General features: G+C 47.7%; 14 protein-coding genes. All 14 read left to right on the top strand.

From position 1 onward, the window contains the following. The first annotated feature begins 10 nt into the window (after nt 1-10). The 14 genes from ASG16_RS25465 to ASG16_RS25400 all read left to right on the top strand — a co-directional run bounded on the left by ASG16_RS25465 (nt 11) and on the right by ASG16_RS25400 (nt 12450). Nucleotides 11-1000: an ABC transporter ATP-binding protein gene (locus tag ASG16_RS25465; protein ID WP_056492653.1), complete on the top strand. Its 990-nt coding sequence runs from the start codon at nt 11-13 to the stop codon at nt 998-1000. 14 nt (nt 1001-1014) lie between these two features. Continuing rightward, entirely contained in the window at nt 1015-1974 is a 960-nt protein-coding gene (locus tag ASG16_RS25460) for an ABC transporter ATP-binding protein (protein WP_056492656.1), read from the top strand. A gap of 181 nt (nt 1975-2155) precedes the next feature. Beyond that, nucleotides 2156-4228 carry a methyl-accepting chemotaxis protein gene (locus ASG16_RS25455; protein WP_056492659.1) on the top strand — a complete coding sequence of 691 codons (2073 nt, stop codon included), beginning with the start codon at nt 2156-2158 and terminating at the stop codon, nt 4226-4228. A gap of 144 nt (nt 4229-4372) precedes the next feature. Beyond that, the gene (locus ASG16_RS25450) at nt 4373-5557 is read left to right on the top strand and encodes a D-alanyl-D-alanine carboxypeptidase family protein (protein ID WP_048032579.1); all 1185 of its coding nucleotides are present in this window, start codon (nt 4373-4375) and stop codon (nt 5555-5557) included. A gap of 147 nt (nt 5558-5704) precedes the next feature. Continuing rightward, complete coding sequence (spoIIAA, locus tag ASG16_RS25445; protein ID WP_048032580.1) at nt 5705-6055, top strand: anti-sigma F factor antagonist; 351 nt, start codon at nt 5705-5707, stop codon at nt 6053-6055. Beyond that, nucleotides 6055-6504 (top strand): anti-sigma F factor, encoded by a 450-nt coding sequence (gene spoIIAB / locus ASG16_RS25440; protein ID WP_007724107.1) that lies wholly within the window; start codon nt 6055-6057, stop codon nt 6502-6504. Before spoIIAA ends, spoIIAB begins: the two co-directional genes overlap by 1 nt. A gap of 11 nt (nt 6505-6515) precedes the next feature. After that, entirely contained in the window at nt 6516-7271 is a 756-nt protein-coding gene (sigF, locus tag ASG16_RS25435) for an RNA polymerase sporulation sigma factor SigF (RefSeq protein WP_005827375.1), read from the top strand. Between the two features lie 125 nt (nt 7272-7396). Then, entirely contained in the window at nt 7397-8011 is a 615-nt protein-coding gene (locus ASG16_RS25430; protein WP_056492662.1) for a stage V sporulation protein AA, read from the top strand. Beyond that, nucleotides 8008-8427 carry a stage V sporulation protein AB gene (locus ASG16_RS25425; RefSeq protein WP_056492665.1) on the top strand — a complete coding sequence of 140 codons (420 nt, stop codon included), beginning with the start codon at nt 8008-8010 and terminating at the stop codon, nt 8425-8427. The genes ASG16_RS25430 and ASG16_RS25425 overlap by 4 nt, the downstream gene beginning before the upstream one ends. An 81-nt stretch (nt 8428-8508) precedes the next feature. Then, the gene (gene spoVAC, locus ASG16_RS25420) at nt 8509-8994 is read left to right on the top strand and encodes a stage V sporulation protein AC (RefSeq protein ID WP_007724098.1); all 486 of its coding nucleotides are present in this window, start codon (nt 8509-8511) and stop codon (nt 8992-8994) included. Nucleotides 8995-9007: 13 nt separating this feature from the next. After that, nucleotides 9008-10033: a stage V sporulation protein AD gene (spoVAD, locus tag ASG16_RS25415; RefSeq protein WP_056492668.1), complete on the top strand. Its 1026-nt coding sequence runs from the start codon at nt 9008-9010 to the stop codon at nt 10031-10033. Continuing rightward, nucleotides 10033-10383: a stage V sporulation protein AE gene (gene spoVAE / locus ASG16_RS25410; protein ID WP_007724093.1), complete on the top strand. Its 351-nt coding sequence runs from the start codon at nt 10033-10035 to the stop codon at nt 10381-10383. The genes spoVAD and spoVAE overlap by 1 nt, the downstream gene beginning before the upstream one ends. A gap of 29 nt (nt 10384-10412) precedes the next feature. Continuing rightward, nucleotides 10413-11027 (top strand): stage V sporulation protein SpoVABEA, encoded by a 615-nt coding sequence (gene spoVAEA, locus ASG16_RS25405; RefSeq protein ID WP_056492670.1) that lies wholly within the window; start codon nt 10413-10415, stop codon nt 11025-11027. Next, nucleotides 10981-12450 (top strand): spore germination protein, encoded by a 1470-nt coding sequence (locus ASG16_RS25400; RefSeq protein ID WP_056492673.1) that lies wholly within the window; start codon nt 10981-10983, stop codon nt 12448-12450. Before spoVAEA ends, ASG16_RS25400 begins: the two co-directional genes overlap by 47 nt. Nucleotides 12451-12589: the final 139 nt, after the last annotated feature.

The following is a 12589-nucleotide window of genomic DNA, read 5'->3' as shown; positions in this document are numbered from 1 at the left end:
GATAGTCGTTATGGAACGCATTCTTGATGTAAAAGACCTGCATGTATCCTTCCATACGTATGCAGGTGAAGTAAAAGCAGTCCGCGGTGTGAATTTTCACGTCAACCGCGGAGAGGCTGTAGCGATTGTAGGGGAGTCCGGTTGCGGTAAATCCGTAACCGCCCAAACCCTCATGAAGCTGATTCCAATGCCTCCAGGTGAAATTAAACAAGGGCAAATTCTCTTCAATGGCGAGGATATCGTCAAGAAGTCGAAAAAAGAAATGGAATCGATCCGCGGTAAAGATATCGGGATGATCTTCCAAGATCCAATGACTTCCTTGAACCCAACAATGACCATCGGTAGCCAAATTACCGAAGGCTTGATCAAGCACCAAAACATGTCGAAATCTGCAGCACGTGATCGTGCTATTGAACTGTTGACTATGGTTGGTATTCCGCAACCTGAGAAACGTGTGGAGCAATATCCACACGAGTTCTCTGGCGGTATGCGTCAACGTGCGATGATCGCGATTGCCCTCGCCTGTTCGCCGAAGCTGTTGATCGCGGATGAACCGACGACAGCTTTGGACGTAACGATTCAGGCGCAAATTTTGGACCTGATGAAAGAATTGCAAAAGAAAACAGGCACATCCATTATCTTGATCACGCATGACCTTGGTGTTGTTGCTGAGATGTGTGACCGCGTAATCGTTATGTACGCAGGAAAAGTGATCGAGACAGGAACAGTTGACGATATTTTCTACAATCCGCAACATCCTTACACCAAAGGCTTGCTTCGCTCGGTACCACGTCTTGACTTGAACCGTGACGAGCCACTGACACCAATTTTTGGTACGCCACCAGACCTTCTTCGTCCACCAGTTGGCTGTGGATTCACCGCGCGTTGTGAATCTGCGATGCGTGTGTGCCAAGAGATCGATCCTGAGCTGAACGACATCAGTACGACTCAGCGAGCAGCTTGTTGGCTTCAGCATCCGCTTGCTCAGAACCGTGCGTAGAAGGAGGGATATCAGTGGATAAACGTGAAAATTTGATTGAAGTACGTAATCTGAAAAAGTTCTTTTCGATTGGTGATAATACTCTGAAAGCTGTGAATGATATCTCGTTTGAGATCAAACGTGGAGAAACATTGGGCGTAGTAGGAGAGTCAGGCTGTGGAAAGTCCACTGCCGGTCGTACCATCTTGAGACTGTATGATGCGACTGAAGGGGACGTCCTGTTTGAAGGCAAGAGCATCATGGATTTGAACCAGCAAGAAATGAAGGCGATGCGCCGCAACATGCAAATGATTTTCCAAGACCCTTACGCATCCTTGAATCCGCGTATGACAGTCGGGGATATCATTGGCGAGGCGCTGGATATTCATGGCCTGGCGACTGGTCAGAAGCGCAAAGAGCGCATCCAGGAGCTGCTTTCCTTGGTGAGCTTGAATCCTGAGCATATGAACCGCTTCCCACACGAGTTTTCAGGTGGTCAGCGCCAACGTATCGGAATTGCCCGTGCATTGGCAGTAGAGCCAAAATTCATCGTGTGTGACGAGCCGATCTCTGCTTTGGACGTATCCGTACAAGCACAGGTTGTAAACTTGCTCGAACAGTTGCAAGAAAAAATGGGCTTGACCTACATGTTCATTGCCCATGACCTGTCCATGGTAAAATACATTTCCGACCGTGTAGCGGTTATGTACCTGGGTAAAATGGTTGAGCTGGCAGAAAGTGATGCTTTGTATGAAAAGCCGCTCCATCCGTATACGCAAGCGCTGTTGTCTGCAATTCCGATTCCAGACCCAGAAGTTGAGCGTAGCCGTGAGCGCATTGTATTACAAGGCGATGTACCTAGCCCAATGAACCCACCAAGCGGTTGCCATTTCCGTACTCGTTGCCCGAAAGCAATGCCGGAATGCGCTGCATCCGTACCTGTGTGGAAAGAAGTAGAGCCAGGACATTTCGCAGCTTGTCATTTGTATAACTAAATCAATTACAAATAGCGAGTTCCGAGGCTACTCGTGCAGCCCGGAACTCGTTTCCCTTCATAAGGGAGGTTTTACCTCTGAAAAAAGTGGGTATTGTACCCAGAGGCAGTTTTTTTTCAGGGGTATTTTTTCGGAGTTCTTGCACTGGAAAATGGTAGCAGTGATAAAGGGGGCAAGTAGCATGAGTAAATTTTTGTCGCCACGATGGAAAAAGAAGGAGGGAATTTCGAATCTCATAAAAAAAGTGAACCTGACTAGCCAAGTAGTAACGGAAAAGCTAAAAGGCTCTCTTGCTACAAAGATGATTGTGTTTGGTCTAATTCTTGTACTTATTATTATCGGTTCTTTGCAATACATAGCCCTTTCCTTCTCGAAATCAACATTGTTTAGCATAACCTCTAATCAAGCGAAAATGCTGGCTGACCAGCATGCGAATAGTATGGAAGATGACTTACAAGCGATTGTGAACTCCACCAAATCGGCAGCAACCAAACGTGTGATGATGACAGATCTGCAGCCGCTTATCATGGAGCAGTTTACTCTATTGCGCCAGGCGCATAAAGAAGTTTCCAGAATCTATTTGATCGACACGGCTTCCGGGAAATCCCTGTATTCCTTGACCGGGACAAACGAGATTGACTTCAAGCAAAAGCAATACTTCCAAAGAGCGTTAACCACGAAATCCTTGGTCATTTCTGATGAAGAAATCGTTGAAGGCAGCAACAAGAGTTTTCTTTATATTGCGACACCCATAGGGGAAAAGGCCGATGATACGAGCCGGTTGTTCGTTGTTGGCTTTACAATTGACCAAATGATTCAAAAGATTCCTGAGATCTCTTTCATGGAGAATGGCTACGCATTTGTCGTTCGCCAGGATGGTTTGGTTGTGGCCCATCAAAATCCGAATAACAACAACAAGCTCGTGCTGGCTGGTGACAAAGATTATGAAGAGATGCTTGCTCTAATGCAGCATGAGACGAGTAACAGTTTGCTGTACTCGGATCATGGAATCGATTCATTTGCAGCTTTTGCACCGATCCCAATGTTGAAATGGAATGTCGTTTTGTCCACGGGAACGGACGAGGTATACGGTGAAGTAGACGGAATGTGGCTGTACTTCGTGCTCTTCAGCTTGCCGATCATCGGGCTTTCGGTTTGGGCGATCTGGTGGTTTGCGAATCGGATTCGACTGTCTCTGTTCGCGATAGCACAGGATATGGATCAAATCGGCGCCGGACATTTTAATATCAACGTAAAAGTAAATGGCAATGACGAGCTGGCTATGGTTGGCCGCAAAATGAATGACATGGCGGCTGAACTCCGCAAGCTGATTGCCCTTGTACAGGGACAAGCTACACAACTGAATGTAGCGACAGATGAGCTGACTCTATTTGCGCAAGAAAACAAAGGAGCCATTAACGTCATTACGGATAATATCTCTACGATTGCCCAACGCGTCTCTACGCAGACGAATGAAGTGCAAGCGACGGCCAACACCGTCTCGGAAATATCGGAAGGCGTTGAACAGGTGGCTGTGGCTGCCGAATCTACATCGGTTGCCACGACCCGTACCTTTGAGAGAGCGCAAGGCGGAATGGAGTTAGTGGAAAACGTAATTAATACGGTGAGACGTGCTACTGGTGAGGTAGAACGTACTGCTGGGCAGATGCACAATCTTCGTGAGCGGGCTCGTGAAATTACGAGTATCGTTGAAATGATTACGAGTATTGCTTCGCAAACGAATTTGTTGGCGTTGAATGCTGCCATTGAGGCTGCCCGCGCTGGAGATGCTGGACGAGGCTTCTCGGTAGTTGCCAGCGAGGTTCGCAAGCTCGCAGAGGAAAGCAGCTCCTTCTCGGAGCGTATCGCTGCCATTGCCCATTCGATCAATGATGAGGCAATGGATATGAGCAAGCATATGGACGAGATCGTTACCATGGTGAGTGGAGGCTTGCAGTCCGTAGAGTCTGTGGGAACTGCTTTCCAAAATATCGTGGCAGAGATTCAAGCGGCTGCAGAGCAGAGCGAATCGATGACAGCGACCTCGGAAGAGATGGCGGCAGGTAATCAGGTTGTGACGAACTCCATGCAACGTCTTGCCACCATGTCGGATGAAATTAGTGATTCCATCTCAGGTGTGGTAGAGACAGTGGATGAACAATTGAATTCGATTGCACGCATTAATGAAAACGTAGAGCAATTGAAAAAAATGGCGGATGAGCTAACGCAAAATGTGAGCCGATTCGTCATTTAAGAAAGTGTCCCTTCTGCTAGTAGCGGAAGGGATTTTTTCGTGAAACCGGATGTGCTTTCCAGAAGATAATCTTGCCGTTTTTGTGTGAATATTTTCCTTTCATGATGGTGAGAATAAAACCATGAATGGAGGGAAGAGACTGCTATGAAACGGAATGGATACCTCGCTCTATGCTTCGTTATGTGCTTAACCATCTTTTCTCCGATGGCGATTGCCAAAGAAAAGGCTGGACAGCAAAAGGGTGACAATCATTTTGCCCCACAAGCTTCATCCGCAGTGATGATTGAAGCGGATACGGGAACAGTCTTGTATGAAAAGAACGCCAATGAAAAAATGCCACCCGCCAGTATCACCAAAGTAATGACCATGCTTTTGATCATGGAAGCGGTGGAACGGGGAGAGCTTAAGCTTACCGATAAGGTTCGAACAAGTGAAAGAGCAGCATCGATGGGCGGGTCGCAAATTTTTCTACAGCCCGGTGAAGAAATGACGGTAGAGGACATGATGAAAGGGATTGCGATTGCTTCTGGGAATGATGCCTCTGTAGCGATGGCCGAGCACTTGGCTGGGACAGAAGAGAGTTTTGTCGCGCGAATGAATGAACGCGCACAGCAGCTCGGCATGAAAAATACACATTTTGTAAACTCCAATGGGCTTCCTGCCGCGAATCACTACTCTTCGGCAGCAGATATTGCGATCATGTCACGCGAGCTCTTAAAGCATGAAGGCATCACGAAGTTCACTGGTACGTACCAAGACTATTTGCGAAAAGATACAGAGAGCCCCTTCTGGCTTGTGAATACGAACAAGCTGGTGCGTTTTTATGAAGGGGTGGACGGTTTGAAAACAGGGTACACAGGCGAAGCGAAATACTGTTTAACAGCGACTGCCAAACGCGACAACATGCGCGTCATTGCAGTCGTGATGGGTGAGCCTGATGTAAAAACCCGCAACAATGAAGTATCGACCATGTTCAATTACGCATTCACGCACTTTCAGGTGACGCCGATGTACAAAAAGGGGGAAGCTGTTCGTGCACTTGTTGTGGATAAAGGTCAGAAAGCGCAGATCAATGCGGTTACACCACATGCTGTTAGCTTGTTGATGAAAAAAGGAGAATCAGCCGATACCTTCCAAAAGGAAATTGTCATCAATGAGGCGGTTCACGCTCCTATAGCAAAGAACCAAGTAATCGGCCACATTTTCATCCGCACGAAAGATGGCAAAGAAGTAAATCGAATCGATCTGATCCCAGAAGATCAGGTAGATAAAGCCAACATGTGGGAGATTCTTAAGCGAACCACCAAGAGCATTTTGATTAGCTACTGACAGACAGCATGAGCGCGAAAAGAATCGAGTTGCCCCGAATGGAATGGCGCGGCTGCTCGATTTTTTTGTTCTTTTGTCGGCTGGCAGGAATTGGTTTCGCCGAGGAAGAAAGAGAGTTTCTATCAAGGGAGAAGGAGTGGGTCAGCTATGAGTTTACGAGTTGCGATGGAGACACGGCAGGACGTGCTGGTGATCCGTTTGCAGGGTGAGCTGGATCATCATACGGCAGAAGAGTTACGCAAGAAGGCGGATGATCTTTTGCGTACCTCTACTATACGCCATATTGTGCTGAGTCTGGCTGATTTGACGTTTATGGACAGCTCTGGTATCGGAGTTATTTTGGGAAGATACAAGCAGATTTCTGCCCGATCTGGAGATATGTACGTCTGCTCGATCAACCCTACAATCTATCGAATATTTGAGATGTCCGGGTTATTCAAGGTAATCAAGTTTCGCGAAAATGAAGCGGATGCTTTGCATGTTCTGGGGGTGGCGTAATGATGGTACAGCGTAACTTTATGTCAGTGTCGTTTGCAGCATTGAGCCAAAATGAAGCATTCGCACGTGTAGCAGTCGCAGCCTTCATTTCCCAACTCGATATTACGATGGACGAGCTGGAAGAAATCAAAACCGTTATATCCGAAGCTGTTACGAATGCCATTATTCATGGTTATGACGAAAATCCAGAGGGTGTGGTACAAATCTCTGTGCGAATTCAAGAGGACAGCATTGATCTGATTGTGGAAGATAATGGACGAGGAATTGAGGATGTGGAGCAGGCCATGCAGCCACTCTATACGACGAAACCGGAGCTTGAGCGCTCTGGAATGGGCTTTACGATAATGGAGAATTTCATGGATTCTTTGGAAGTGGCAACGGTTGTGGGTAAAGGAACAACTGTGCGCCTCACCAAACGCCTGGCGTTTGCCAAAGCCTTGCAAAATTAGGGGTAGTGCCAATGGGTGCCGATATCAAAAACGCGAGTCAACCATTTCTGACCAATGACCAAGTAAAAGAGCTAATCGCCAAAAGCCAAGCTGGAGACACTGAGGCACGAGAGCTTTTAGTCAACAGCAATATTCGACTGGTCTGGTCTGTCGTCCAGCGCTTTATCAACCGTGGATACGAAGCGGATGATTTGTTTCAGATCGGTTGTATTGGCCTTTTGAAAGCCGTAGACAAGTTTGATCTCTCCTATGATGTGCGATTCTCAACCTATGCAGTGCCGATGATTATTGGAGAAATTCAACGCTTCTTACGCGATGACGGTACAGTCAAGGTAAGTCGATCACTCAAAGAAACAGCCAATAAGGTACGACGAACAAAGGATGAGCTGTACAAGCAGTTCGGTCGCGCACCCACGATTGCTGAGGTTGCGGACGCGGTGGGGATTACGCCAGAAGAAGTCGTGTTTGCACAAGAAGCGAATCGGGCACCTTCTTCCATCCATGAAACGGTTTTTGAAAATGACGGGGACCCTATTACGTTGATCGATCAGATTGCGGATGAAGGGGTCAACAAATGGTTTGAAAAAATTGCCCTCAAGGATGCGATCAGTCGATTGAGCGAGCGAGAGCAGCTCATTGTCTACCTGCGCTACTACAAGGATCAGACACAGTCGGAAGTAGCGGAAAGGCTGGGAATCTCGCAAGTACAGGTATCGCGCCTCGAGAAGCGCATTTTGCAAACGATCAAAGACCAAATTGAGCATTAACTAATACAAACACTCCGGTCACTACGTGGCTGGGGTGTTTTGTTCATTTCCGTTTATTTGCATGGGTTTTGTGGCTCGGCACATACTAGCGAATAATCAGGTATGTGATGGAAGGGGAAGGTACCATGAAAGACGCGTTGTTTCTGCGCCTGAGAAAGCGATTGGCCGTAAAGCCACAAGCCATGATTACGCTTGGGGACATTTGCCAGCTTTACTGGGATGGAGAGCGCGAGGAAGCGTTAAAGCGGATGCCCATTTACCAGACAACGCCAACGGATGGCAATTTGATCATTATCGATATTATGCAGGTGATTAAAAGGCTGCGTTCTGTCTATCCCGACGTGGAATTGGACGTCCAGGGTGCTCCCCAAATTATTGTGGAGGTACTCAATCCTCGAAAGAAAGCGAACCCGATTTTGGTGGCGATGGTGTGGCTTCTGCTGTTCATTGGCTCAGGCTTGGCGATCATGAATTTCCATACCGATGTCAGTATGATGCAGGTTCACGAGCGAATCTACTATTTAATTACAGGTGAAAAAAGCAGTCAGCCTTTGTGGATGCAAATTCCTTACTCCATCGGGATCGGATTGGGGATGATTCTGTTTTTCAATCATATCTTCCAGAAAAAAATCAACGAAGAACCTAGTCCGTTAGAAGTGGAATTGTTTATGTATCAGCAAAGCCTTGATCAATACTACATACAAAATGAAAACAAGGAAAACCAACGGACGAAGAAATGAGCGTCATCAAGTGCTTGTTGCTTATATTGATCGGACTAGGTGGAGGTCTTGCAGTAGGGAGCGGGCTGGTCGCGTTTATTACCGTTCTCGACATCATTCCGAGGTTGACACAATTAACGAATGCTCATCGATATATCCGCTCGCTGGAATGGGCCTTGGTGGCAGGAGCGCTTTTTTTTACGTTCATTGATTTTTTTCACTGGGGTGCTCATTTGCCCGTTATCGTTTCTTCGATTTACGGGATATTTGCTGGGATATTTGTGGGGACACTCGCCGCAGGCTTAACTGAGGTACTGAATGTCTTCCCGATATTAGCGAAGCGAATCCACATGGATGGCAGTCTTCTCTTTCTGTTGATGGCAGTGGTGTTGGGAAAAGTGACGGGTTCCTTACTGCAATGGCTGCTTCATCTGTGAAATGGTAAATACCACTATTCATAGGCATCTTTAGAAAAAGGAAGGATATAGGAAGAAAGCTTACAAAGGGAGTGAAAGGGCATGGCAACCAAAACAAAATCCAAAAACCCCGGATCGATGCAGATGACCAAGCAACTGTATCAACAGCAGGCTTCCAAGTTCCAGCCCAAACGAAATGTTCTGCTTAACTCGTTTCGTGCTTTCTGGGTAGGAGGGACCATATGTTTGTTGGGTCAGGCCATTCAAAATATGTATATTACCTTTTTCGGTTTTACGGAGAAAACGGCAAGCAATCCGACCGTTGCGACGCTTATCTTTCTATCCGTTTTGCTGACAGGGTTAGGTGTGTATGACAATATCGGGCAGTATGCAGGAGCAGGATCAGCCGTGCCTGTTACAGGCTTTGCCAACTCGATCGCTTCTGCTGCCATCGAACATCGGAGCGAAGGGTATGTTCTGGGTGTTGGGGGAAATATGTTTAAGCTTGCTGGATCGGTCATTGTATTTGGGGTTGTTGCTGCTTTCATTGCGGGAATTTTAAAGAGCCTGATCAACATGTTTTTCTAAGGGAGGGCTGTCGGTGTCAAACAATCAACCAGTGAAACGAGTCAATCGGCAAACCTGGCACTTCGATCAAAATGTGCGCTTGCAAAGCTCGGCAGTTGCTGTGGGACCAAAAGAAGGAGAAGGGCCGCTGGCACACTTGTTTGATAAGATCCACGACGATATGTATGCAGGCCAACAGACGTGGGAAGACGCCGAACGCCAGTTAATGGAGGATGCAGTCAACACCTTGCTGCAAAAGGCGGGGATCACGGGCAAGGATGTGGATATCATTCTCGCCGGTGACCTGTTGAATCAGAACATCACCACCAACTTTGCAGCAGAAAAGGTGGCGATTCCGCTTTTGGGCATGTACGGCGCTTGTTCTACCTCAATGCTGACACTAGCAAATGCGGCGGCTTTGGTAAACGCAGGCTATGCGAACAGGGCGATTGCTGCTTGTAGTAGCCACAATGCCACAGCGGAAAGGCAGTATCGTTATCCCACGGAATATGGAGGCCAGAAGCCGCCAAGCGCCCAGTGGACAGTGACAGGAGCCGGTGCGGGATTGGTTGGGATAGGGGGAACTGGTCCGCGCATTACGTATGCGACGATGGGAAAAGTAGTGGATATGGGGATTAAAGACCCGTTTGACATGGGGACGGCCATGGCGCCAGCGGCTGCTTCTACGATCCAGACGCATTTTCAAGATACGGGGCGTTCTCCACAATCCTATGATTTGATCGTGACCGGTGATCTGGCATCTGTCGGGTTTCCGATTCTAAAGGAGCTCATGTTGACAGAAGGCTACGACATGGATCAAGTCTACAATGATTGCGGAATGATGATTTACTCCCCCGATCAGGATGTATTTGCAGGCGGGAGCGGTTGTGCCAGCAGTGCAGTGGTCACGTATAGCTACATTTTGGATCAACTTAACCGTGGGTTACTGAAAAACGTCTTGGTCTGCGCCACGGGAGCCCTCTTAAGCCCGGTGAGCTATCAGCAGGGCAATTCGATACCATGCATCGCCCATGCGGTTGCACTTGAAGGAGGAAAATGATGGAGTACCTGATTGCTTTTGTCGTAGGGGGCTTGGTTTGTGTAGTAGGTCAGCTCCTTCTGGATGTTGGCAAGTTAACGCCTGCTCATGTCATGAGTACGCTGGTTGTGGCAGGAGTTTTTCTCGATTTTATCGGGGTGTATGACAAGTTTATTGATTTCGCAGGTGCAGGTGCGACTGTACCGATTACGAGCTTCGGTCATTCTTTGTACCATGGAGCCATCAGCGAGGCTGAACAACATGGGTTGATCGGTGTGGCAACGGGGATTTTTGAGGTCACGAGTGCGGGTATATCGGCTGCGATTGCATTCGGATTTTTTGCCTCACTCATCTTTAAACCCAAAGGGTAAGTCCAGGCAATAAAAGGCGGTGACCTAGGATGGACACAGTACGCCGGAAAGTCATATTGGTGACAGACGGAGATCATATTGCCCAAAAAGTTATCGAGAATGTCGCCAAGCAATTTGGTGGTCGATGTATATCACTGTCTGCCGGGAATCCGACTCCGCTGCGAGGCAATCAGATGGTCGAGCTCATTAAAATGACACCATATGATCCTGTCATCGTCATGTTCGATGACAACGGAGATTACGGCAAGGGTAGAGGGGAACGAGCACTCGAATACGTGGTGAAGCATCCTGATATCGAAGTAATCGGTGCGATTGCAGTAGCCTCGAATACACACTGGGTCAAGGGTGCGACTGTCGCTTATTCCGTAAACAACCAAGGACAAATTGTAGACGAAGCCGTGGACAAGGATGGATACGCAGACGAGCAGCTTCAGCATCATATTTATGGAGATACGGTAGACATCTTGAATTCCCTGCATATACCGAATGTCATCGGCATTGGAGATATAGGCAAAATGGAAGGCAGAGATAGTTTGCAAAACGGTTGTCCTATAACGATGAGAGCGGTGCAGTGGATAATGGAAAGGAGCGGCGCTCATGGCACAAGTCACGGAAAAACGGCATCCCATCTCGACTTATCTTGAAGAGAATCAGAGGTATTTGAACGACAGACTTGGTGTCGGTAAGAGCTTTGATATTGGGGTTCACGATTTTTATGTGGGTCATACACGTATGTTGTTGTATTACATAAATGGCTTCGCAGAAAGCTTGCTGATTTCACAGGTCATGCGTGAGTTGAACGATGTGCGTGACCGGGAGCTGGCGGACGACGCTTTCGACCAGTTGTTCCACAAATTCATCCCTTTCTTTCAGCTCAGTAAGGTGGAAACGACAGACGAATTTATGGATAAATTGCTCGTCGGTCAAGTAGGATTGATCATTGACCGATCTCCCCACGCTATTATCCTCGATGCCAAAATCCTGCCGAATCGCACACCGCAGGAGCCAGATACGGAGAGAATCGTGCGTGGAGCGCATGACGGTTTTACAGAAGTACTCGTAACCAATACAGCTCTTACCCGCCGAAGAATACGTGATGAACGGCTCCGATTTGAAATCATGCAGATTGGGGAGCGTACCAAGACAGACGTTGCAGTTGCCTACTTGCATGATGTAGCGAATGAAGAGCTGGTCCAAACGTTAAAAGAGCGTCTACAAAACATCCAGATAGACGGGATACCGATGGCGGAAAAAACCGTCGAAGAATTTATCATTGGAAAGACTTTGAACCCTTTCCCGTTAGTACGATATACAGAGCGTCCCGATGTGGCTGCTGTACATCTTTTGGAAGGTCACGTACTGATTTATGTGGATACTTCGCCGAGTGTCATGATCACACCCGCCACTTATTTTCATCATGTCCAGCATGCGGAGGAGTATCGACAAACACCGGTAATCGGTGCTTATCTGCGCTGGATTCGCTTTTTGGGAATCTTTGCTTCCGTCTTTGTTTTGCCGATCTGGTTGCTTTTGGTCATGCACCCTTCCATGATACCGGAGCCACTTCACTTCCTGGGGATCAAGAAGATGGGGAGCATCCCTATTTTGGCACAATTCTTGATTGCTGAGGTCGGTCTGGACTTGATGCGGATGGCCGCCATTCACACGCCAGCGCCGCTCTCGATTGCTGTAGGCTTATTGGCCGCGATTCTGGTCGGGGATGTGGCGATCAAGGTAGGACTCCTTGCACCCGAGGTTATCTTGTATTTGGCAGTGGCGGCAATTGGGATGTACGCGACTCCCAGTTATGAGTTGAGCTTGGCCAATCGACTGATTCGCTTGTTTCTGATTCTCATGGTGGGCTTTTTCTCCACAACGGGACTGATGATCGGACTTACGCTCATCCTGATTTTCTTGGCTTCCACCCGTTCGCTCAATACGCCTTACTTATGGCCGTTCATTCCATTCAACTACAAAGGGATGAAGGACATTATGGTACGGCTGGCTGTGCCCAGCAAAAACAACAGGCCGAGTATCGTTCGCTCACAAAATTCCTCTCGGCAATAATATTCTGAAAACGGATGACATCACCCATTGTCAAACGCACAGCCTTGTAGTAAATTGTAGGGAAGCCTTACGAACAAAAGTTTCTGTATGGCAACTGACGCTCCTTGTTGGTTGCCTTTCTCTATAAAAGGTTGTCTAT

The sequence above is a fragment of the Brevibacillus sp. Leaf182 genome, assembly GCF_001423865.2.
GTDB lineage: Bacteria > Bacillota > Bacilli > Brevibacillales > Brevibacillaceae > Brevibacillus > Brevibacillus brevis_C.
The sequence above is the reverse complement of the archived record's forward strand: the minus strand, read 5'-3'. Positions and strand labels throughout refer to the sequence as shown.

Coding starts and splice junctions, on each gene's coding strand:
- ASG16_RS25425 (WP_056492665.1), top strand. CDS start 8,008: ATGAGCGTCATCAAGTGCTTGTTGCTTATATTGATCGGACTAGGTGGA.
- spoIIAB (WP_007724107.1), top strand. CDS start 6,055: ATGATGGTACAGCGTAACTTTATGTCAGTGTCGTTTGCAGCATTGAGC.
- ASG16_RS25455 (WP_056492659.1), top strand. CDS start 2,156: ATGAGTAAATTTTTGTCGCCACGATGGAAAAAGAAGGAGGGAATTTCG.
- spoVAE (WP_007724093.1), top strand. CDS start 10,033: ATGGAGTACCTGATTGCTTTTGTCGTAGGGGGCTTGGTTTGTGTAGTA.
- spoVAC (WP_007724098.1), top strand. CDS start 8,509: ATGGCAACCAAAACAAAATCCAAAAACCCCGGATCGATGCAGATGACC.
- ASG16_RS25400 (WP_056492673.1), top strand. CDS start 10,981: ATGGCACAAGTCACGGAAAAACGGCATCCCATCTCGACTTATCTTGAA.
- spoVAEA (WP_056492670.1), top strand. CDS start 10,413: ATGGACACAGTACGCCGGAAAGTCATATTGGTGACAGACGGAGATCAT.
- spoIIAA (WP_048032580.1), top strand. CDS start 5,705: ATGAGTTTACGAGTTGCGATGGAGACACGGCAGGACGTGCTGGTGATC.
- ASG16_RS25465 (WP_056492653.1), top strand. CDS start 11: ATGGAACGCATTCTTGATGTAAAAGACCTGCATGTATCCTTCCATACG.
- ASG16_RS25450 (WP_048032579.1), top strand. CDS start 4,373: ATGAAACGGAATGGATACCTCGCTCTATGCTTCGTTATGTGCTTAACC.
- ASG16_RS25430 (WP_056492662.1), top strand. CDS start 7,397: ATGAAAGACGCGTTGTTTCTGCGCCTGAGAAAGCGATTGGCCGTAAAG.
- sigF (WP_005827375.1), top strand. CDS start 6,516: ATGGGTGCCGATATCAAAAACGCGAGTCAACCATTTCTGACCAATGAC.